General features: G+C 41.0%; 22 protein-coding genes. 7 read left to right on the top strand and 15 right to left on the bottom strand.

The window, feature by feature from the left end; all coding sequences use genetic code 11:
- Positions 1 to 457: 457 nt before the first annotated feature.
- Positions 458 to 1,696 carry a serine/threonine transporter SstT gene (gene sstT, locus FH976_RS12520; protein WP_194091181.1) on the top strand — a complete coding sequence of 413 codons (1,239 nt, stop codon included), beginning with the start codon at positions 458 to 460 and terminating at the stop codon, positions 1,694 to 1,696.
- A gap of 100 nt (positions 1,697 to 1,796) precedes the next feature.
- Here sstT and FH976_RS12515 read toward each other — a convergent pair whose 3' ends face one another.
- Genes FH976_RS12515 through FH976_RS12505 form a run of 3 tightly spaced genes read right to left on the bottom strand, consistent with a single transcriptional unit; the run spans position 1,797 to position 4,224 of the window.
- Complete coding sequence (locus FH976_RS12515) at positions 1,797 to 2,033, bottom strand: hypothetical protein (RefSeq protein WP_194091180.1); 237 nt, start codon at positions 2,031 to 2,033, stop codon at positions 1,797 to 1,799.
- 41 nt (positions 2,034 to 2,074) lie between these two features.
- Positions 2,075 to 3,106 carry an IS630 family transposase gene (locus FH976_RS12510; RefSeq protein ID WP_194091179.1) on the bottom strand — a complete coding sequence of 344 codons (1,032 nt, stop codon included), beginning with the start codon at positions 3,104 to 3,106 and terminating at the stop codon, positions 2,075 to 2,077.
- Positions 3,107 to 3,138: 32 nt separating this feature from the next.
- The gene (locus tag FH976_RS12505; protein WP_194091178.1) at positions 3,139 to 4,224 is read right to left on the bottom strand and encodes a polysaccharide deacetylase family protein; all 1,086 of its coding nucleotides are present in this window, start codon (positions 4,222 to 4,224) and stop codon (positions 3,139 to 3,141) included.
- Between the two features lie 340 nt (positions 4,225 to 4,564).
- On the opposite strand from FH976_RS12505, the gene yghU reads away from it, so the two are divergent.
- On the top strand, positions 4,565 to 5,422 hold the full coding sequence (yghU, locus tag FH976_RS12500) for a glutathione-dependent disulfide-bond oxidoreductase (protein ID WP_194091177.1): 858 nt from the start codon (positions 4,565 to 4,567) through the stop codon (positions 5,420 to 5,422).
- A 68-nt stretch (positions 5,423 to 5,490) separates the two neighbouring features.
- Here yghU and FH976_RS12495 read toward each other — a convergent pair whose 3' ends face one another.
- The 3 genes from FH976_RS12495 to FH976_RS12485 all read right to left on the bottom strand — a co-directional run bounded on the left by FH976_RS12495 (position 5,491) and on the right by FH976_RS12485 (position 9,274).
- Complete coding sequence (locus FH976_RS12495) at positions 5,491 to 5,973, bottom strand: response regulator (RefSeq protein ID WP_194091176.1); 483 nt, start codon at positions 5,971 to 5,973, stop codon at positions 5,491 to 5,493.
- Positions 5,974 to 6,039: 66 nt separating this feature from the next.
- Positions 6,040 to 7,455, bottom strand: coding sequence for an SLC13 family permease (locus FH976_RS12490; protein ID WP_194091175.1), 1,416 nt, complete (start codon positions 7,453 to 7,455; stop codon positions 6,040 to 6,042).
- A 202-nt stretch (positions 7,456 to 7,657) separates the two neighbouring features.
- Positions 7,658 to 9,274, bottom strand: a complete 1,617-nt coding sequence (locus FH976_RS12485; RefSeq protein ID WP_194091174.1) for a peptide ABC transporter substrate-binding protein — start codon at positions 9,272 to 9,274, stop codon at positions 7,658 to 7,660.
- A gap of 345 nt (positions 9,275 to 9,619) precedes the next feature.
- Between FH976_RS12485 and mpaA the strand changes: the two genes are divergently transcribed.
- Entirely contained in the window at positions 9,620 to 10,342 is a 723-nt protein-coding gene (gene mpaA, locus FH976_RS12480; protein WP_194091173.1) for a murein tripeptide amidase MpaA, read from the top strand.
- A 192-nt stretch (positions 10,343 to 10,534) separates the two neighbouring features.
- Here the strand turns inward: mpaA and dgcA are convergent, their stop codons facing one another.
- Together dgcA and FH976_RS12470 are read right to left on the bottom strand one after the other, a co-directional pair.
- Entirely contained in the window at positions 10,535 to 11,518 is a 984-nt protein-coding gene (gene dgcA / locus FH976_RS12475; protein WP_194950396.1) for an N-acetyl-D-Glu racemase DgcA, read from the bottom strand.
- 48 nt (positions 11,519 to 11,566) lie between these two features.
- On the bottom strand, positions 11,567 to 12,205 hold the full coding sequence (locus FH976_RS12470; protein WP_194091172.1) for a YdcF family protein: 639 nt from the start codon (positions 12,203 to 12,205) through the stop codon (positions 11,567 to 11,569).
- A gap of 714 nt (positions 12,206 to 12,919) precedes the next feature.
- On the opposite strand from FH976_RS12470, the gene gltS reads away from it, so the two are divergent.
- The 3 genes from gltS (at position 12,920) to FH976_RS12455 (ending at position 16,628) form a co-directional block, all read left to right on the top strand.
- Positions 12,920 to 14,143: a sodium/glutamate symporter gene (gltS, locus tag FH976_RS12465; protein WP_194091171.1), complete on the top strand. Its 1,224-nt coding sequence runs from the start codon at positions 12,920 to 12,922 to the stop codon at positions 14,141 to 14,143.
- 165 nt (positions 14,144 to 14,308) lie between these two features.
- On the top strand, positions 14,309 to 15,667 hold the full coding sequence (locus FH976_RS12460; protein ID WP_228767435.1) for an MDR family MFS transporter: 1,359 nt from the start codon (positions 14,309 to 14,311) through the stop codon (positions 15,665 to 15,667).
- Positions 15,668 to 15,725: 58 nt separating this feature from the next.
- The gene (locus tag FH976_RS12455) at positions 15,726 to 16,628 is read left to right on the top strand and encodes a 1,4-dihydroxy-2-naphthoyl-CoA synthase (RefSeq protein WP_194091169.1); all 903 of its coding nucleotides are present in this window, start codon (positions 15,726 to 15,728) and stop codon (positions 16,626 to 16,628) included.
- A 110-nt stretch (positions 16,629 to 16,738) separates the two neighbouring features.
- Here FH976_RS12455 and FH976_RS12450 read toward each other — a convergent pair whose 3' ends face one another.
- From FH976_RS12450 to FH976_RS12430, 6 genes are all read right to left on the bottom strand, one after another.
- Positions 16,739 to 16,957, bottom strand: a complete 219-nt coding sequence (locus tag FH976_RS12450; RefSeq protein ID WP_194091168.1) for a DUF6500 family protein — start codon at positions 16,955 to 16,957, stop codon at positions 16,739 to 16,741.
- Positions 16,958 to 17,037: 80 nt separating this feature from the next.
- Positions 17,038 to 17,217, bottom strand: a complete 180-nt coding sequence (locus tag FH976_RS12445) for a hypothetical protein (RefSeq protein ID WP_407701648.1) — start codon at positions 17,215 to 17,217, stop codon at positions 17,038 to 17,040.
- A gap of 130 nt (positions 17,218 to 17,347) precedes the next feature.
- The gene (locus FH976_RS12440; protein ID WP_194091167.1) at positions 17,348 to 17,752 is read right to left on the bottom strand and encodes a DUF1801 domain-containing protein; all 405 of its coding nucleotides are present in this window, start codon (positions 17,750 to 17,752) and stop codon (positions 17,348 to 17,350) included.
- Between the two features lie 47 nt (positions 17,753 to 17,799).
- Entirely contained in the window at positions 17,800 to 18,162 is a 363-nt protein-coding gene (locus FH976_RS16120) for an NAD(P)H-dependent oxidoreductase (protein ID WP_324187434.1), read from the bottom strand.
- Complete coding sequence (locus FH976_RS16115; protein ID WP_324187433.1) at positions 18,102 to 18,374, bottom strand: NAD(P)H-dependent oxidoreductase; 273 nt, start codon at positions 18,372 to 18,374, stop codon at positions 18,102 to 18,104. The genes FH976_RS16120 and FH976_RS16115 overlap by 61 nt, the downstream gene beginning before the upstream one ends.
- Before the next feature lie 38 nt (positions 18,375 to 18,412).
- Complete coding sequence (locus tag FH976_RS12430) at positions 18,413 to 18,790, bottom strand: MerR family transcriptional regulator (RefSeq protein ID WP_194091166.1); 378 nt, start codon at positions 18,788 to 18,790, stop codon at positions 18,413 to 18,415.
- A gap of 256 nt (positions 18,791 to 19,046) precedes the next feature.
- Here FH976_RS12430 and gdhA point away from each other — a divergent pair, with 256 nt between their 5' ends.
- Positions 19,047 to 20,399 (top strand): NADP-specific glutamate dehydrogenase, encoded by a 1,353-nt coding sequence (gdhA, locus tag FH976_RS12425; RefSeq protein ID WP_194091165.1) that lies wholly within the window; start codon positions 19,047 to 19,049, stop codon positions 20,397 to 20,399.
- Between the two features lie 265 nt (positions 20,400 to 20,664).
- Here the strand turns inward: gdhA and FH976_RS12420 are convergent.
- Positions 20,665 to 21,794, bottom strand: a protein-coding gene (locus FH976_RS12420) for an IS3 family transposase (RefSeq protein WP_194091164.1) whose coding sequence is annotated in 2 segments (ribosomal slippage) — positions 20,665 to 21,539 and positions 21,539 to 21,794 — 1,131 coding nt in all. Because the reading frame shifts where the segments join, the coding sequence is not laid out codon by codon here.
- Positions 21,795 to 21,857 lie beyond the last annotated feature (63 nt).

The following is a 21,857-nucleotide window of genomic DNA, read 5'->3' as shown; positions in this document are numbered from 1 at the left end:
TAAGTGTTTTATTCCACATATAACACTCACCACGTAAGTGGGCTTCACTTAATCTGTATTAAAACTAGTTAGACCGTGTGATTTATTCAAGCAAAGAGCAATAAAATGGTGAATGAACCCATATATTTTTATCCTGTTACATTTCAATAAGATAAAAATTAACGGCAATAACTTTAAAAAAACCAAGACTTCCTTAAGATACCGAGCGCACAAAAGCGCTAAAAACCGCTTCAAATTATGATTTATTCCGTGATACAAAACTGCCCAACATTTAAGCAACAAAATATTAACATGGCTATGATATCAATTTCCGCATGTTTCTATTTTCAACTGGCTTAATGGTAGACAGATTCACTAGAGCCGTTATTATGGTTAATTCCTACTAACAGGGCTGTTAATGGGATCGGATGAACTCGATTTCTACCCGTAATTATAAAAACTATGAACAGGTTAAATTATGCAAAACAACACTTCCCTCATATCTAAACTGACTAATGGCAATTTAGTGCTACAAATTCTAATCGGTATTGTCGCCGGTATTTTACTCGCTTTAATTTCACCCACTACAGCCATTAGCGTATCGATGGTTGGTGGATTATTTGTTGGCGCTTTAAAAGCAGTTGCGCCTATTTTGGTTTTTATTTTAGTTGCAGCTTCAATTGCAAATCAAAAGAAAAATGCCAATAGTAATATGCGCCCAATCATTGTCTTATACCTTTTAGGCACATTATTAGCCTCATTCACGGCAGTTACTTTTAGCTTTATGTTCCCAACACAATTAACGTTAGTGGCTGGCGCAACAGGAGCAACGCCACCACAAGGTATCGCAGAAGTTCTGCATACTTTATTGTTTAAAATCGTCGATAACCCAATCAATGCTTTAGTTGAAGCTAACTACATTGGCATTCTTGCATGGGCGATTGGTTTTGGTATTACGCTACGCCATACCAGTGATGCGACTAAAACAATGCTGACCGACGTAAGTCATGGTGTCACCACTATCGTTCACTTTATTATTCGTCTAGCGCCTATTGGTATCTTTGGCCTGGTTGCTTCTACTTTCGCAACCACTGGATTCAGCGCTTTAGCCGGTTATGTCCACTTACTTGCGGTTCTTCTGGGTTCGATGTTCTTCATCGCCTTAGTCGTCAACCCAATCATTGTGTATGTGAAAATCAAACAAAACCCATACCCTTTGATTTTTCAGTGCCTACGTGAAAGTGGTGTGACCGCTTTCTTCACACGCTCAAGTGCGGCGAATATTCCTGTGAATATGACGTTATGTGAAAAATTAGAACTCAATGAAGATACTTACTCAGTTTCTATCCCATTAGGTGCGACCATTAACATGGCAGGTGCTGCAATTACCATTACGGTACTAACACTTGCTGCGGTTCACACATTAGGTATTCAAATTGATCTCTTCACTGCTCTATTATTAAGTGTTGTTGCCGCGGTTTCAGCTTGTGGCGCATCGGGTGTTGCCGGTGGTTCTTTACTTCTTATTCCTCTTGCTTGTAGCCTATTTGGTATTTCAAATGATGTTGCGATGCAAGTGGTTGCGGTTGGCTTTATCATTGGTGTTATCCAAGATTCAGCTGAAACAGCGCTCAACAGCTCAACAGATGTGGTGTTTACGGCTGCAGTTTGTCGCTCAGAACAAGGCCAAGCGGTCAGTCAATCAACTCAAGCTTAACCGCCTGATGAATTGATAATTGATGACAATATAAAACGGCTCACTGAATATTCAGTGAGCCGTTTTTATTTATAATGTCAGGGTTAACAATCCATGAAACTTAACGACAAGCGTTCAATTTTTTCCATACACCCCAATTTTCATCTTGCGGTTTTTCGTTATACGACCACCATTTTGCTTGCCATATAAAGCCTGAAAAGCTGACTTTATTTTGATTTGCATAGGCGTGCTCTGACTGCCATTTTTCCGCATCACATTTTGGCGGTAACGCTTGCGGATCCTCCATCCAATTAACTAATTCAAGGTGACTGACAATACGAACATCGGATTTGGACAATGCGTAATCTAAAAAGTCACTCAGCGCTTTTCTATACCCAATCAACTTGAAGATGCAGGCTTAAACACCTGAAAATTGTCATTGATTCGAGACGTCAACGAACCTGCAATCTCTGGAAGAGTTACAGTAAAAAATTGGTCTATGGCTTCCTTGAAGTCACGTTTACTTTTGAAGTAAACGTTATTCCTCGACTTCTCGTTCATTACCTTCCAAAGCCGCTCTATCGGATTGAGGTTTGGGCTGTATGGTGGAAGGTAATGCAGCTCAATATTAAGCACAAATGCCGCATCTTTAACTAAATCACTGCGGTGATATCCTGCTCCATCCAAAATGATATGGAGCTTGTGATTTAGCGGGTAGCTCTCTCTGAGTTTGCAGAAGAAACGGACAATGTTTTCACTGTTGATGCTGTCGTAGTCACTAACAATGGTTGACCCAATATCCGACAGGTTCAGTGCGCCAATAATATTCAGTCGGCTACGATTACCTGTCGTTTCTAACACTTTATCTTGACCAGTGCGTATCCAACCATGGGAGATTTTGGTCGACAGTGTTGGATGAACGGCATCGATAAACACTATCGACTCATCCTCGCCGCAACTTGCCTTTAGGGCTTCGTAAGCTTCGATGAACGCTTGCTGTTTTGTTTCATCAAACTTGTGTGGAACACCTTTTGGTTGCTTGTAGCTGAACCCATTGTTGTGAAGCCATTTATTCATGCCTGAAACCGTATAGCTAAGACCAAACTCCTCCTTAACATACACGACAATTTGATGAGTATGGGAATAGGTATGCTCAGTCAAATGTTCGATAAGCGGCATAGTCTGCTTAGCAGAAAGTCGGCTCTGGCTACCACCATTTTCAGGCTTAAGCTTTTCAGAGAGAACATAATCACTGAGGTGACGAGCGACAGTCGATTCATGAATACGAAGGGCTTGAGAAATCATAGCCTGACTCCAACCTTCAGAAGCAAGTAACACCGCTTTAATGCGATCGCATACTCGACTATCACGAGTAGAATCGTGCATCTGCTCGAGTTGCAGCTTTTGTTGAGGGGTCAGTGTAATTTTCATGGGCCTTAGCATGATCCTGATTTTATCGAAAATCAAGCACCTTCATTGATCACGGGTATACGTTCTTCGGCATTCGATTGAGTTGGAACCCACAAATCAAACTGATCATCATAATGGGTCGAATGGGCTAAAAATGTCATCGGCGCTTTATTACCTGCAAGACGCATATCTAGGTTGTATTTCAAAATCGCCAGCACTTCAGGGCCACTTAATCCTGCCATATAAAACAAGTTATAATCACCCGATTCAATTTTTCCCGATTGAGTATCAAACCAGCTCATCGCTTGAGCTATTTTTGAGCGCAACGAATAATCTATTCCATATAGTTTCGCCACTTGATCATCCGGAACGGTGAAAGCGTAAACTGGGATCTCCCATAAACCAGCATGAGCAGTAACGGGTGGTTTCACTCCCCAGTTCGCGACAATATCTGCGCCAGGGCTACCATTATCTAATGTATACGGCCAATACTGATTTCCAGCATCCTGCGCGGGATCATAACCTTCTGCAATACTAGCATCGTACTTAAATCCAGATTGGACAAGGTAGGAAAAGAGTCCATCATTATATTCTAAATAAGGAGAACGAAACCCAACGGCTTCAATCCCAATGCCATCTTGATCGGATGGAAATTCTGCATCCTGTTGATTAAACGGTTTACTCATCGCCATCTGGCAATCATTAATCTGCTGCTGCCATTGTTCTGGACTAAACTCTAAACCGTGTAAATGATTTAGGGTGTGATTGCCCATTTCATGCCCTTGCAACTTAGCTTGATGCCAAGTTTGCTTCACATGCCCAGCATTAGTGCCTTGCGTGTTATTCGCAATAATGGCTTCACAGGTATTAAAAAAGGTGGTGTGGATGGTTTGCCCATCAAAAGTATTTACGTTGCCATTGCCTGCTGGATTTTTTCGTTTTCCCCATTGTTCCAATACCCAGTGTTGTCCATCCACCAGCGTATTATCATCAAATGCAATGGCAACAAACTGAGGCGCATTCTCAATGCTTACCCCTATTGGTGGGCTTTGAGATGGCGCAACATTGGCGGCTTGAACCGACACGGTTATACATGCTAGAGCCATTGATATGATGTTTATAAATCCTTTATTCAACATTATCTTCCTCATGCTTCAATATTATCTTTCTCACGCTTCAATTAGTTAGAAAAGCAAAATAAGCATAGAGATCAAATTTAACTTGAGTGTTAATCATGTTGAGATTGGAATCGAATGAACAAAAAAATGAAAATGATAGGTCTATTAATTGTTAGGTTTATATTCTAAGTGTTCAAAAAATTAGACCAAGATAAACGAAATTAATGAGCATAATTGCCATACTAATGACTTATGATGAAAAGTAATTCAGAGTAATTGATATCTATAGTCGTCTTACTTGAGGTGGCAACTTTAACTAAGATGGATATAAACCAAACACTTCAGAGTAAAAGGAAAAACAATGACGAAAGAATATACTCCATCTAAAGTTTGGACCATGGAAGCAGAAAGCGGTGGCACATGGGGAGGCATTAATCGACCAGATTCTGGTGCTCGCTTTGAAAGAGCATTACCAATCGGAAAACACCCAATTCAGCTGCATTCAATGGGAACCCCAAATGGACAAAAAGTCACTATCATGCTGGAAGAGTTACTAGCCAAAGGTGTCACTGGCGCAGAGTATGATGCTTACTTGATTAAAATTAGCGATAGCGATCAATTCTCATCTGGCTTTGTGGAAGTCAACCCAAACTCGAAAATCCCAGCGTTAGTCGATCGCAGCGGTGATGATCCTATTAACGTATTTGAATCAGGATCTATCTTGCTTTACTTAGCGGAAAAATTCGGGTATTTCCTGCCAACCGCAATCGAAGATCGCGTAAAAGTGATGAACTGGTTATTCTGGCTGCAAGGTTCTGCTCCATATTTAGGCGGTGGTTTCGGACACTTCTACGCTTATGCTCCTGAAAAATTCGAATACCCAATTAATCGCTTTTCGATGGAAGCAAAACGTCAGTTAGATGTACTCGATAAGCAACTTGCCAACCATACTTTTATCGCTGGTGAAGAATACACCATTGCAGACATAGCGATTTGGCCTTGGTATGGCAACTTGGTATTAGGTAACGCCTACAACGCAGCAGAATTTTTGGATGTGGGCAGCTACAAAAACCTACAACGTTGGGCAACAGCGATCCTTGAGCGTCCTGCGGTTCAGCGTGGTCGTATTGTGAATAAGCCAATGGGTGAAGCTTGGGAAGCAATTGCCGAACGTCATAGCGCATCCGATATTGATAATGCATTGAAATTAAAACCATAATTTATAGTTTAAGTTTTAAGTTTTTAACCATCCGTTAGGTACGACTTCTATCGGATGTTTTTTTTGCATTAAACGCTCCTGCGCATCCGCTTTAATATCGTCTCAGAGTCCAGGTAGGCTTGATATTCTTCATAATCGAGCCCTTTAGCAAAGATGTATTTAGTCAATAAAATTCGTGCTTGCTGCAATAAAACCCCAGCTTCATATGTAGGTTCATAGAATCGGCTAATATGAGAAACATTAATCGCATTGATCAACACTTGTTTGGAGGTATCACTAGAAATCAATACTCTTTTGGTGTGCCTAAAGCGAGAGTCTTCTGCGATTTCATCCAATAACTGCATAGAATGGTTAGAGCATTGAGTTAACCCTGAAATAAGGAGTGCAAGAAAATCCCCCTGCCGATCAATGTTATCGACCTTTTCTAATGCTTCATCTGCTGAGTGGCATTGAGAGAGCGTTAACCACTCCGATAATGGCGCGAGATCATGCAACAGCTTAAAAGCAATTTCAGTATTTTCATTAACGCAAACAACATGCAATTTATCCATAATTCAATCCTTAAATTCAATCCTTAAATAGACAAATGGGTAACCTAAATATTTATACGCTTAACGTTAAATCGCGCCGAGTAGATTCAATATCCACACCATAACAAAACTCAGTAATACGCCCGACATCCCGACAATAAGGCCTACTTTCGCCATTTCATTAGTTTTAATATATCCAGTGGCATGCGCTAACGCATTGGGTGGTGTACTAATTGGCAACGCCATACCGAGTGAGGATGCAAAAGTCACCACCAGTAATAACGCCACTTCCCCGCCCAGAGGAGCAAGAGAGCTCATTGAAACGCCTAATGCGGCCATAATTGGCATTAAAAGGTTGGCTGTCGCGGTGTTAGACATAAAGTTTGCCATCAACAAACTTAAGAATGCCGCTCCAATTAAAACCGCATAAGGTGAAAATGAATCAAACGGGATGCTATAAACCATCAGTTCGGCTAAACCGCTTTTATCTAACGCCAAACCAAGTGCAATACCACCTGAAACTAACCACAAAACATCCCATGAAATTTTCTTCAAATCCTCTTTGTTAATAATGCCAGTCATTAAGAAAACGGTCACCGGGATCATCGCCACAGTATATGAATTCATGCCATGAGCCGATCCCATTAACCAAAGTAAAATCGTGATAATAAAAGTGGCATAAACCAAAAGAGCTTTCGGGGTTTTCAAAAATTCTCCTTGGATATCCAGTTCGATTTTCTGTTGATTAGCAGGGAAAAGCTTATTAATCAGCAACCATGAAAAAGCCATCATCAAGACCACAAATGGCACGCCAAATGCCATCCATTCACCAAAGGTTATCGTATTAGCACCATGAAGGTATTTAAGCGCAATCGCATTGGGTGGCGTGCCAATCGGGGTGCCTATTCCGCCAATATTAGCAGCCAGTGGGATACATAAGGCAAACGCGATTCTCCCCGGGTCTTTGGGGCTAAACAATGCAATCACAGGTGCCAAAATCGACAACATCATCGCGGTGGTCGCGGTATTGGACATAAACATTGAAAACATACCCGTAATCAACATCAAACCTAGCATTACATAACGAGGGTTTTGACCAAATGGTTTGAGCAGCACTCGCGCTAAGTTCACATCTAACCGATATTTGGTCGCCGCAATAGCTAAAAAGAATCCCCCTAAAAACAACATAATAATGGGGCTAGCGAAGGTGGCCATGATATCGGCATGGTTCATCACCACACCATATTGATCCGATCCTTCAGCGCCACGAAAAAAGATAATGGCTTTATCGGAGACTAAAAAAAGCTCTAGCGCAATAATCGCAACCGAAGTGGCATAAATAGGAATGGGTTCTAGCACCCAGCTTAATGTGGCAAAAATAAAGATGGCCGCAATACGCTGCTGAACAATGGTCATCCCTTCAAACGGAAATGTAGACAGCGGTAAACACAAAATGAATAGCGGTATGGCTACCGGCAAAATGAACTTGAAATACTTATGCACTTTCTAACCTTTCAAACAATCGTTTTGACTATTATCAAAGGTTCTTATTTAAGCTTAGGTGGGTTAGATCAATGAAAACGCTAATATTTAATGAGACGTGTATTGTTTGTGGAGACGATCAAAAAAAATCGTCACGCCCACTATGTAAAAACACTGGTGGTCATGACGATTAAATATCAGATAACAAACTCAATTATGACGATTATTTTGCTTTGAAATATAAATCTTTCGAGTAAATACGCCCCTCTGCGTTGTGCATTGGATAACCGCCCAGTTTCGGATTCACTAAACGTGATTGCATGAAGTAATAAATTGGCGCGATGGGCATATCTTTCGCCAAAATTTGTTCCGCTTGGTTATAAAACTGATTTCTCGATTTTAAGTCCACTGCGCTTTGCGCTTTCTCTAATACTTCATCGTATTTTGGATTTGAATACGAAGGAAAGTTTTTATCACTGCTCGACGTTAATACGCTCAAGAAAGTAGACGCTTCATTATAATCGCCACACCAAGAGGCTCGCATAATGTCAAAGTTGTGCTCTTGGCGTGCCGTTAAATATGATTTCCATTCCTGGTTATCTAAGGTAATTTCCATGCCCAAGTTCTTTTTCAGCATCGACGAAATCGCTACCGCAATCGCTTTATGGTTTTCGCTAGTGTTATAAAGCAAGGTCGCTTTAAGTGGGTTCGATTTATCATAACCCGCTTCTTTTAATAGTTTCGCCGCCTCTTTATCACGTTGCTGCTGAGTCCAAGTACTGTACTCTGGCGCGGTGGCTTTAAAGTTCGCCACATCTTGGTGAGCAAAGGTATACGCAGGTACGTTACCTTTCGTCACACCACTGGCGATCACGTTTCGCATAATGGTGTACGAAATCGCTTTACGCACGCGCGCATCATCAAAAGGCTTACGCTGTGTATTCATCGCATAATAATAAGTACACAACAAAGGGGTGATTTTATACGCATTAGGATGATCTTTTTTCAGCTTATCCGCCATCGCCACTGGCACATCAGAAGTAATATCCACCTCCCCGGTCAAATAACGATTCATCGCTGACGTTTGGCTCTCAAACGGAATATAGGTCACTTTATTGATCACGGTGTGTTTGTTATCCCAATAATTTGGATTACGCACCATTTCTAAACGTTCATTGATAACCCATTTAGAAAGCTTATAAGCACCGTTAGAAACCATATTTTCTGGCTTGGTCCATTCATCTCCAAATTCTTGTACTGCTGTTTGATTAATCGGCATCATCACGGTATGCGCGGTCATTGCGACAAAATAAGGAACCGGTTTATCAAGCTCAAATTGCAGTGTGTATGGGTCGAGAGCTTTCACGCCTAAATCATCGACGCCTTTATCGCCATCAATAATGGCTTCTGCATTTTTAATTCCCGTTAATTTTAAATACCAAGAATTCGGAGAGGCAAATTTAGGATCGACCGCCGTATGTAAGCTATAAACAAAATCTTTCGCTGTAACAGGGTCACCATTCGACCATTTTGCATCATGGCGTAGGTGGAAAATATAAGTCTTGTTATCGGTAGTTTCCCAGCTTGTCGCTACGCCCGGAACCACGCTGCCGTCTTTGTCTTGAATCACTAAGCCTTCAAACAAATCACGCAAAATATGCATTTCAGGAATACCTTCCGCTTTGAGAGGATTAAGCGTAGGTGCTTCGGCATCATTACCACGTACTAATTCTTGTACTTTCGCCAAGACAGTGCCGGATGGAACTTGAGCGGCGTACGCAGGTACACAAAGTGCGGAACTAAGAGACAGGGCGACCAGCGATAAAGAAAACTTAGACATATTTCTTCCTTGATTGTGAAGGTAAGTAATTATTATGACTAACTATAACGCTAGCGGTGGTGACACACATTATTTCTTTGCAAATTTATAACTAAAAAGAGCGACAAGCTTATTATTCCGATCTTTATAAATAAGATTGTGAATCGCTTTATCTGAGAGAGTGATTAAGTGATACTCACTCTATTCAGACCCCAAAAATATATCCAAAGTAATTGAAGTGGCAGTGAAGCGGCAAGTAAACGAAACCAATGAGCTTAGCAATTCTAAATAATTAGGGTGAGTGAACGTAGCCAACAAAGCGATAACTTCAACTAAGACCGGTATATAAAATATTAGGAATATCCCATGACGACTTCCCTTCGATCTCGCCAACAACGAGGTCAATTTCAACATCAACCCGTTAGTTATGGGCGCTCGGTATTAGGGGCGACTTTATTGTACTTCCCCGCTCAAGTAACAACCGCCGCAGCAGGTTTAATTATTGCCGGTACACATGGCGATGAGACCGCCTCAATTACCAGTTTATCTTGCGCTTTACGATCCATTCAAATGAGTAACTTACACCATCATGTCATCTTGTCTATGAATCCAGATGGTAACCAATTAGGTACTCGCGCCAATGCGAATGGGGTGGATTTAAATCGAAACTTTGCTAGCCAGAACTGGCAGAAAGGCGGAACGGTTTATCGTTGGAACACTAAAGAACCAGAACGAGATGTGCTCATTGGTACAGGTGAAATCGGTAATTCTGAGCCGGAAACCCAAGCGCTTTGTGATCTCATTGAGAAGCTTAATCCGGCATGGGTGGCTTCTTTTCATGAACCATTAGCGTGTATTGATGATCCTGCCAATTCCACTCTCGGCCAGTGGTTTGCCAATCAAATGAATTTACCTGTGGTTGGTGATGTGGGTTATGACACGCCAGGATCATTTGGCAGTTGGTGCGCAGAACGCGGTTTATTGTGTGTCACAGTAGAGCTTCCACCAGTTTCGAGTGATTTTGCCAGTGAAGAGTATGAATCAATGCTGGTTAAACTGTTAACCGGACAAGAAAGCTATAGTTGTTAATATTGGGGTTGTTAATATGGGGATTATTAATGTTTGGGCTGTTACTAAGGCTGATTGTTAATCATCAGCCTTAGTAACCCCGCTTTGGAGTGAAACAATATACTCACCCCAACACAAAAAGATGCTCGTACTAACAGATAACCCCCACTAACAGGTGATCCTCACTAACCGATCATTCTCACTAACTGATAGTTATCCCCAAAGTGCCGAGCTCATCACTTGCATGTTTGAGATAGTAAACTCAAAACCATGCTCACAATCTTTCGCCAGCAATAATGGGCCATCGAGATCCACAATTTCGGCCCCTTGAGCCACTACAAAGGCGGGCGCCATACCCAGTGAACTGCCGACCATACAACCCACCATAATTTTTAAGCCGAGATCAATAGCGGCTTGTTTTAATTTCAATGCTTCCGTCAACCCGCCCGTTTTATCCAGCTTAATGTTAATCATGTCATAACGCCCCACCAGCTCAGATAAACTGTGGCTATCATGGCAGGATTCATCGGCGCAAATTAAAATTGGGCGAGGCAGCCCATCTAACCATTCATTTTTATCGGCAGGAAAGGGTTGCTCAATCATCATCACATTAAGTTCAACCAATTGTGGGATCATGCGCTGATACATATCCACATTCCAACCTTCATTAGCATCCACAATTAATTGACTATTGGGCGCATTTTTACGCACCGCAGCAACGCGAGCGATATCGCCCTCACCGGCCAGTTTTAATTTTAACAAAGGACGATGCTGATTTTTTTCTGCGGCAAGCCCCATCTTCTCTGGCGTATCAAGTGATAAGGTAAACGCGGTCGTTTGTTCACTTGGTTTGATCTTAAGCGTTTGCCAAATGGTCGAATGCTGTTGTTTACAGTGTAAATCCCACCATGCGCAATCTAAAGCATTGCGAGCCGCGCCAGCAGGTAACATCGTCAAGAGACTTTCGGTATCCCAATTCATCGCTTGCATATCTATCGCAGTTAAATCTGCCATGGCTTGTTCAACCGACTCACCATAACGCGCATATGGCACACTTTCACCGCGCCCCATCACGCCATCTTGTTCCAACGTAACAACAATCACATCAGCGTGAGTTTTTGATCCTCGAGAAATCGTAAAAGCGCCATTAATAGGCCAAGCATGGTGACTTACTGTTAGTTTTATTGGGCTGATCAAATTAGATGCTCCCTTGCATGAATGACTTATTGGTGGGATCCAGACTGATTACAAAATCTGTTCATCATAACCAATCGCAATTAAAGACTGCATGATATTGGTCATCTCTTCAGGCCATGACTGAGGGGTACAAAAACCCAACTCAGGATAATGTTGTAAGCGTTCTAACTCACCAATCATTAAATTAATCACTTCAGAAGAGGGGTGTAATGGACTGCAATAATCAAGAAAATCATATTGCGGGGAAGTGACCTGCGCCTGTACTTGTGGCCAATACTGCTCACAAGTCGCCAAGGCACGGCGTTCCATATAGGGTTTTTGTACCAAAGTAACAGTGTTAATCTCAATCCCTTTCGCAGTTAACAACTCACGGGTAAAGACAATGTTTTCACCACTGTTGGTGGACTTAGCTTCTTGCAAAATAGCATGATGTGGCACTCCACAATCCATGGCCATTTTTGCAAAAACTTCGGCTTCAGGTTGATCAAACAAGCCATCCGTCATCCGTCCTACACCACCAGAAAAAATCACAAGCGGCGCAATACCTTGATGATAAAGCTCAGCGGCTCGCTCACCAACCCTCAAGTCAGAACTGCCTAATAATAAGATAGCATCAGTCGGTTTTAAGCTCTGTTGAAGCTTTAAATAATTCCAAACCGTTAACACCTGATCGTAATAACGCGACATCGTCATCTCCACTACATAGAATCGATAATGGAAGCTACTGTACTTGAGTTTAGTTCACCTGTTAACGTCTAAACCAAAAGAATTTTCAAGCAGAAAGTCTCAAATCTAATTAAGAAATACATATTAAATTATCAAACGAAACTCAACCGCAATACGCAACAAATAAGAGGAAACATCAGCTAAATTAATGTGATAGTGAATCTGCTGACCAATTATTTTTATGATTACATTGACGACAAAAACAAACTCGGTCCATTTTGTGGTAATGTATGCCGCTCATTAACAGACTCATTAGTTTACTAAACTGCTGTAGTTTCATTTTTAATGACATATCTGGGCGGTTATTTGTAGGTGATTTACACATCACTTCCTTGTGTTGCGTCTCACGGCAACATGAGCGGCAGTAAAGAACAGGCACGATGATCTCCAAAATTAAATGCGGGTATCTTATTTGCTTGGCATCTTATCGACCAATGTTGCTGAAGAGTCATAAAAATGAAAAGTTAATGTCAATAATTCAATCAACATCATAGTTTGTATGAATTTCTAATCATCGTTACTTATAGCTTATCGTTTTTCAGAGAAACTTAACGCTCGTTTAAGTCTCTCATCCGCCACGGAAAGGCCTATTTTTTTAGTCACGCGTAATAAAACACTGGCTATGCTAAAAGTATCGTTAAAAAATTTTATCGAGTTTATTTATAGAGGCGGCATATGAATACAGTTTATTCTGTAGGTTCTATCGAGTCTTTTCTACTGGCGATTTTTGTGCTGTTATTAGGACATTTCATCAATAGCAAGATTTCATTTCTATCCAAGTACAAGGTTCCAGAACCTATTGTTGGCGGATTGATTGTGGCAATAATTACAACAATTCTGCATTTTCAAAATATTACTTTAGAGTTTGCATTACCTCTGCAACAAATTCTAATGCTGTTATTTTTTACCAGTGTAGGGCTCTCCGCCAGCTACACCCAGCTCATCAAGGGTGGTAAAAAAGTTTTTATCTTCCTCGCGGTAGCGTCGATTTATATCATTATTCAAAATGCGGTTGGTGTCAGCCTCGCGACCATGTTGGGGCTCAATCCTCTATTAGGCTTAGTCGCAGGCTCCATTACCCTTTCTGGTGGGCACGGAACAGGCGCAGCTTGGGCAAGTACTTTCCAAGAAAATTATGGGCTTAACACATTAGAGTTTGCAATGGCAGCTGCCACTTTCGGCCTGATTGTGGGTGGTATCATTGGCGGCCCTATCGCACAGCGTCGCATTCAAAAGCATAACCTTGAATCTGAATATGGTCGCGGTGATAAGCACCACGATAACTTTCCCGATGTGGTGACTTACAACAACAGCGAAGAAGAAAAAGTATCGGCTCGTCGTATCGTTGAAACCTTATTCACGATGTTGGTGTGTGTGGTTGGAGCAACGTATGTTGAGAGATGGGTCGGAACACTTGGGATCAATTGGTTAAAAATACCAGACTTCGTTTACGCGCTTTTTTTAGGTGTGATCATCACCAATATTTTTGAGCTATCAGGACGATATAAACTCAATACGGAGACCGTTGATATTTTAGGAACCGTCTCCCTTTCATTGTTTTTATCAATGGCATTAATGAGCTTAAAACTATGGGAAATTTTTGGTCTTGCGGTACCGCTGCTGATTATCTTATGTATTCAAACCATCATTTTAGGTTTGTTCGCCTATAATATAACCTTTAGAGTGATGGGTTCGAATTACGATGCGGCGGTTATGACGAGTGGTCATTGTGGGTTTGGTCTAGGGGCAACCCCAACCGCGGTAATGAACATGGGATCGATCGTTACCCATTACGGTCCATCACCACAAGCCTTTATGGTTGTTCCTATTGTCGGAGCATTCTTTATCGATATCGTGAACTTGATCATCATTCAAGGCTATTTATCGTTTGTAGGCTAACGTAAAAATATGGGTTAGCGTAAGCTATTCGTTAATGCATATGTATTGCTTAACACGAAAAGGTGATCATAAAACCCAGTAGATTTCATGCTACTGGGTTTTTACTTAATCTTATTAGGATGCACAGTGATAACACAGCCGCCAGTTTCTCCACAAAAAATATTCATGAGTGTCGCGTTAGTTATTGCACTCGGATCGCTTGAAAAAAGTATTGTCACCACGCCACTGCCAATCATTGGTAACGAGCTTAATGCTGGGCAATCTCTTACTTGGATAGTAACTGCTTACTTACTTGCAGCCACAGCTGTATTACCCATTTATGGCAAGTTAAGTGATATTTTAGGCCGTGTACGCATGTTGTATATCGGGATTAGTTTATTCATCTTAGGTTCGGCCGCTTGCGGTTTTGCCAAAAATATTGAAACGCTGATATTGTCGCGAGTCATCCAAGGAATTGGTGGTGGTGGTTTAATCGCCCTTGCGTTTACCGTAATAGCAGACTGTATTCCCGCACGCGAAGTCGGAAAGTACCAAGGCTACATTTCCATTGTTTATGCCGTTTCCAGTATTGCTGGGCCACTCCTTGGCGGCTATTTTGCAGAACATTTATCTTGGCGATGGGTATTTTGGATTAATTTACCGTTAGGTGTTTTAGCGGTCATTTTGATTCGTAAAAACCTCTCACATCTTAATAAAAAACGACAAGCAAAATTTGATTGGTTTGGCGCGTTGTTTCTCATGCTCTCTTCCACCAGCTTATTACTGTTACTGTCGCCAGAAAGCCAGATTCCACATATCTGGATCGGCGGTACGTTAGCCTTTTCAATTGTGATGTTACTGCTGATTGAACGTAAAGTGTCCGATCCAATCCTTCCTGCAAGGCTGACCAAATTACCCGGCTATGTGGCGTGTATTTTATTAATTTTATGCTCACAATTGTTGATGTTTGCTGTTTTAGTTTATTTACCGATGCAGATGCAATGGCAACGGGGAATGACAGCCTCAGAGAGTGGCGAAATCATGGTGATCTTTATGGTTAGTGTCACTATTGGGGCTTATTGCGGAGGAAAACTCGTCAATAAATTGGGGAAATATAAAGGACTTACGGTGACAGGTTTTGCATTATCCGCATTAAGCTTTGCCATGATCTATGGACATATTCACCCTCCAATCGCTTTAGGGCTCGCAGGATTGGGCATAGGATTAACGTTACCAGCACTCGGTGTCGTCGTGCAAAATGTACTGCCCGCTAAAGATCGCGGCATTGGTTTATCCCTGTTTAATTTTGGCCGTGAACTCGGCGGCGCTATTGGGGTGGCGGTTTGTTCTGCTGTTTTCCAATATACGCTGTCAACTCAAGGGCAATCAGTCAAAGACAACATGGCCGATTACCCACCATATATCCTTGATCAGGGTTTTAACGCAATCTATTTAATGATGGCTGGTATGGCATTGTTTGCGGTTTTACTGACGTTATTTACCTTGAAGAAGCAAAAACTGGCAACCGAAGTGACCAACGACTAAAGACGGATATGTTAAGCTCATTTAGTGCACCATTTCCAATAAATAAAGGTTTATCGTAATGAAGACTGTTTCTGATATTTTTAACCCAGAAGATTGGCAAGAAGTAGAAGGCTTTTCTTTTGAAGACATTACTTACCATCGCGCCGTTGAAGCTGGTGTGGTACGTATTGCATTTAATCGCCCTGAATGCCGCAATGCTTTTCGCCCTAAAACAGTAGACGAACTTCATTGCGCCCTTGAACATGCCAGAATGTGGAGCGATGTTGGCTGCGTATTACTAACCGGTAACGGGCCAAGTGCTAAAGATGGTGGCTGGGCATTTTGTTCTGGAGGCGATCAGCGTATTCGCGGTAAAGATGGTTATAAATATGAAGGAATGCCACAAGATCAAATCGATCCTGCCGCGCTTGGTAGATTGCATATTTTAGAAGTACAACGCCAGATTCGTTTTATGCCAAAAGCGGTCATTGCGGTCGTTCCAGGTTGGGCTGCCGGTGGTGGTCATTCACTGCATGTTGTATGTGACATGACCATTGCTTCAAAAGAACACGCCGTTTTTAAACAAACCGATTTAGACGTCGCAAGTTTTGACTCTGGTTATGGCTCAGCTTATTTAGCCAAAATGGTCGGCCAGAAAAAAGCCCGAGAAATCTTCTTTTTAGGATTAGATTACAGCGCGCAAGATGCGTTTGACATGGGTATGGTAAATAAGGTCGTACCACACGCCGATCTTGAAAAAGAAGCATTAGAATGGGGTAAGATAATCTGCCAAAAATCCCCAACCGCCCTACGCATGATGAAGTTTGGTTTGAATATGACCGACGATGGCATGGTTGGGCAACAACTTTTTGCCGGTGAAGCGACCCGCCTTGCTTACGGCACTGATGAAGCCCGTGAAGGCCGTGATTCTTTCCTCGAAAAACGTCCGAAAGACTTCTCTAAGTTTCCATATCATTACTAAATATTAAGTATAATAACGCGGTAGATTGTTAGCCCAGAACTTCATCGTTCTGGGCTTTTTAATAACATTTTGAAGCGTATTTTGAGTAGATTGTTTAGAAAAAAAATCAATCAACCCTCTAACTTGACCATCTCGATAATTTTCTTCGCTTTTTCAAAATGATCAAGCTTATGCTCTTGAATCCACCAAGTAGCCGCTTCCATTAATAACTCCGGATCAGAATTCTTATTGGCAAAAAATGCATAAAATGAGACGCCAACATTTTCACCTTTTTGTTCAATTTTTTTAGTGCAAACCGTGATGATTTTATCTCTTAAAGATACGCGCATTTTATTCGTTTCTCCTGAGTCGTAACGCCCTAATCATGCAATTTTTCCACGCATTATGAATTGTGGCCCCGCAGCCCCGACTAGGTATTTTTCATTGATGTATTCAAAGCCACCCTTTTGGTAACAGGTAAATGGGTCGTACTATTTCCATCTAATAAAAACTGCTTTACCGTACCTGCAAATTTCACGTTCTCATCGATCAGCTGAAGATAATTAACTCGTTCAATATGAAAGCTTTCAAGTTTTTCGATGATTACCATGCTTACTCCATTTATCCATATTCCATGATGACTCATCACTCTAAAGTAATACGCTATGATGAACTTACAAAGTGCATTAAAATTTAAAACCAAATTTGTCCGGTTAAGTCATTAGTTATGTGAGTTCATGTTATGCGCCCAGAAGCGGTAAATCCTTAACTTTTTGATAAGTTAAACCTAATTTTATACAGTGCTTAACCGCTTGTTCAGGAATGGGTTCTGATAAATTTAAGACTATCGCTCTATTACCCTCAAACTCCAAAATATCACTATATAACTCACGAAATGTATCGATTAGCTTAGTTTGACAGTTAAAGAAAATATAATAATTACTTGGTGATTTCAGCTTCCAATCAATACGAATTGGGCTACCAAATTTAACATTAAAACTAAGCTCACCCCACTTGAAGGTTTCTTCCACGCACCCTAATTCCAATTCAGATGCGACGCTCAAAATCAAAGATCTAAGATTAAGCAGCTTTGAAGTTACATTATCAGGATAGTCGCTAAATTTAGTTAAAACTGTTTCGTCCATTGAAAATCTCCTACTCACATAACGCCAGCTTAAATGCTTATTATAAGTTACTCACCTCTACTACCAATATCTTGAACTAGCTTTTCCCAGAGCAATTTATTTTCATCATTTGCCAATATAATAGAGCCAAAAAGATTAACCTGTGCTTTTTCAAAACCACAAAACTGAAGTGTAAAGAGATCTAATTGTGTAATTGCTGGAGCAGCCTGCTCTTCTGCATAGTCCGATGGCGCATCCATCGTGATAATAACCCTAGAGGTTTTTCCTTTCAGTAACTGTAATGGTGATGGATTATCTCCCTCATATTCAAATGCAAAACCAGGTAAGAATGATCTATCAAATAACCCTTTTAATTTTGCAGTATGCCTCCCCACCAAATAGGCGAAACAATCACAAAATGATCCGCCCACAATATCGCTTTTCGAAAATCCACTAAACATGGTTCCAATTCTTGCCTAGCGTCATAACCACAATCAAGGCTGGGATTGAACTCCATTTTTGATAAATTAAAACGTTTAATATCGAAAGATTCGCTTGCTTCAATTTCGTATAGATCACCCAAATGCTGACAATAACTACTCGACTTAGGATTTCCGTCTAGAACTACTATTTTCTTCGTCATCTTACTCATTTCCTCATCATTTGAGATAGATGACTATTCTAATCTCTGCCCTTAAGGGGAGAGTCAACACTTGTTGGACAAGAATCTATTGAAAGGAAACATTGTTCGACTCTTTTCACTTTAATATTCAGATCATCAATCTGTTGTGATAATTGAAGTTTCATTTCGGAAAGGAATGTTCCAACATTAAACCAGTCAATTTCGCCATTTTTATAGACAATCACGCATTTTAATTGTGATAGGGTCGCTCCGAGTAATTTTGCTTCTTTAATTAGATTTAGAATCTCGATATGTGATTCATCATAAACTCGGTAACGGCCTTTTCTAGGTAAAGGCATAATTAAGCCTTTCTCTTTGTATAGACGAATAGCTTTGATTGAAAGTCCTGTTTTTGTCGCCACTTCACCGATGTACATATTCATCCTAAGCTTATTAAGGTCACAAACACCAAACGTAATGCTAGTTTTTGTGGCTATTTTCCCGTCAACCAATTTTTTATTTTTCCTCAAAGCGACGAAATTCTGCACTATTGCGAGGCACTTGCATATAAACTAAACAAAATTGCTGAAAGTCACCACAAAAACACATACAATCTCTCGCCCAAATATTTTTTGTTTTGATTATTGATCAGACACAGGAAGGCCCTATTTATTAACAAAGGCGACATACCCTATGACTTATACTCATCAAACTATTTCAGATTTGAAAAAAACAAGTCCTGCGCAATCAGAATTTTACCAAGCAGTAGAAGAAGTATTAGACTCTCTTGAACCTTTATTAGAAGACGGTGACCGTTACCAAAAACAAGCCATCATCCAACGTATGATTGAGCCTGAACGCCAAATCATGTTCCGTGTACCATGGATGGATGACAACGGCGACATTCAAGTGAATAAAGGTTACCGCGTTGAGTTTAATTCGGCCTTAGGTCCTTATAAAGGCGGCTTACGTTTTCATCCAAGTGTTAATGCCAGTATTATTAAGTTTTTAGGTTTTGAGCAAATGTTTAAAAACGCTTTAACCGGGCTTGCTATTGGCGGCGGTAAAGGCGGTGCAAACTTTGATCCTAAAGGTCGCTCAGATGCTGAGATCATGCGTTTTTGTCAATCATTTATGACCGAGCTTTATCGCCATATTGGCCCAACAACCGACGTACCTGCGGGTGACATTGGTGTTGGCGCACGTGAAATTGGTTATATGTTCGGCCAATACAAGCGTTTGACCGGTCGCTACGAAGGCGTATTAACTGGCAAAAGCTTATTATGGGGTGGCTCTTTAGCACGTAAAGAGGCGACAGGTTATGGTGCCGTTTATTTTGCCCAGTACATGTTAGAAGATCGCAATGATTCATTAAAAGGCAAAAAATGTCTTATTTCAGGTGCCGGTAACGTAGCCATTTATGCGATAGAAAAACTGTACGAGCTAGGTGCAATACCGGTTAGCTGTTCAGATTCACGTGGTACTATTTATCACGAGAAAGGCATCGACCTTGACCTATTAAAAGACATCAAAGAAGTTCGCCGCAAAAGCTTAGAAGAGTATTTGCAAACTCATAGTGATGCTCAATATGTGCCTACTAGCGACTATCCAGAAGACGGCCATGCAGTATGGCGCTTTAAAGCTGATGCCGCATTCCCTTGTGCCACACAAAACGAATTAACCGGCGAAGATGCCAAGGCACTACTAGCCAACGGCTGTATTGCGGTTAGTGAAGGCGCGAACATGCCATCAACCCAAGCGGCTATTGATGCATTTATTGATGCAAAAATCGCTTATGGCCCAGGTAAAGCAGCTAACGCTGGCGGTGTGGCAACAAGCCAACTAGAAATGTCGCAAAATGCCAGCATGCAAAGTTGGACCTTTGAGCAAGTAGACGAAAGGCTAAAAGAAATTATGAAAAATATTTTTAACGCCGCTAACGATACTTCTATTGAATTTGGCCAACCTGGCAACCTAGTTTTAGGTGCCAATATTGCAGGTTTCAAACGTGTAGCGGAAGCCATGATTGAGCAAGGTCTAGTGTAATATCATAAGAACATTGGCAAAGCGTTTATCAACGCAAAAATGTCAATAAATACAGCTGGTTCCAAACCCGGAGCCAGCTATCATTATTACTGTTTAGTCAATGATCTATTAACCTAACTTTTTCCAACGTCTTTAAATATCTATCAGCAACAGAGACCATATCCCGTGTTTTAATTGTCTAAATTATATATCTATGAGTAAATCGATATATCTATCCATATTTTGTCCTTTTAAATAACTTGTATGCAGTATTTTCAATTTACTTTCAGTGACTTATTCCGATTGGCGTTAAATCACCAAGCGCAGTATGCAACCTTTCATGGTTGTAATACCGGATATATTCTTCAGCATCTTCTTTCATTGCATCACGCGTTAAATGAACCACATTGAGTAACCATTCATTTTTCAAGCTACCGAAGAACCGTTCAACGACTGCATTGTCTAAACAAGCTCCAACACTGCTCATTGATGATGTAATGCCATTTCTTGTTAACAGGTGCTGAAATGAACTGCTGGTGTACTGTGAGCCTCTATCACTATGGAAAAGCAAGCCTCTTTGAGGCTTACGAAGTGTAATTGCCACTTGTAATGCACGTTCAACGAGACCTACCGTCATGCGATCTGATAATGCCCAACCAATGATTCGGCGTGAATGTAAATCCATGACTACAGCCAGATACATCCAACCTTGATTGGTTCTCAGATAAGTAACATCTCCGGCCCAAATACGATTGGGTGCGGTAGGATTAAATTGTTGTTTTAATATATTATCTGCAACGCTATCACTATGTTTTCGCTTGGTGGTTATTTTATAAGCTTGACGCTGACGTACAACAAGACCTAACTTGCGCATGATGGTGCGAGTACGATAACGCCCGATAGTGAAACCTTCTTCACGTAGTTTCTTAGCTAATTGACGAGAGCCTAAACTTCCACGACTGCGCTTGAATAAGCGCTTGGCAGTTCTGTATAAATTAAGCTCTTGCTCAGTAATGATCTGAGCAGGTCGTGCTAACCAATCATAAAATGCACTGCGGCTTACTTTTAGAGCGTTACAAAGCATTTTTATAGGAAATCGAGAGCGATGCTCTCGAATAAATTGAAACTTTACTTCATTTCTTTCGCAAAGAAGGCGCTGGCTTTTTTTAGGATCTCTTTCTCCATCCTAAGCTGCTTTACTTCCTTTCTCAGAGCCATTAATTCCGTTTTTTCATCTGCATTGACAGATGAGTTATTAAGTTCGTCAGCCTTCTGTTTCCAAGTGTAAAGCAGGTTTTGTGATACACCCAACGCATCAGCAGCTTGGGCGACAGAATATCCTTGTTCGGTAATAAGGCAGATTGCCTCTTCTTTAAATTCTTTTGTATAAGTTCGATATTGACGTTTTGTATTCATATTCACCTCGATTGATTATCGTATTATCCACAATCAAGGTGTCCAGATCGATTAGACCAGAAT

The sequence above is a fragment of the Vibrio hibernica genome (assembly GCF_015223435.1).
Taxonomy (GTDB): Bacteria; Pseudomonadota; Gammaproteobacteria; order Enterobacterales; family Vibrionaceae; genus Vibrio; species Vibrio hibernica.
This window is presented reverse-complemented; position numbering and strand designations above follow the sequence as displayed.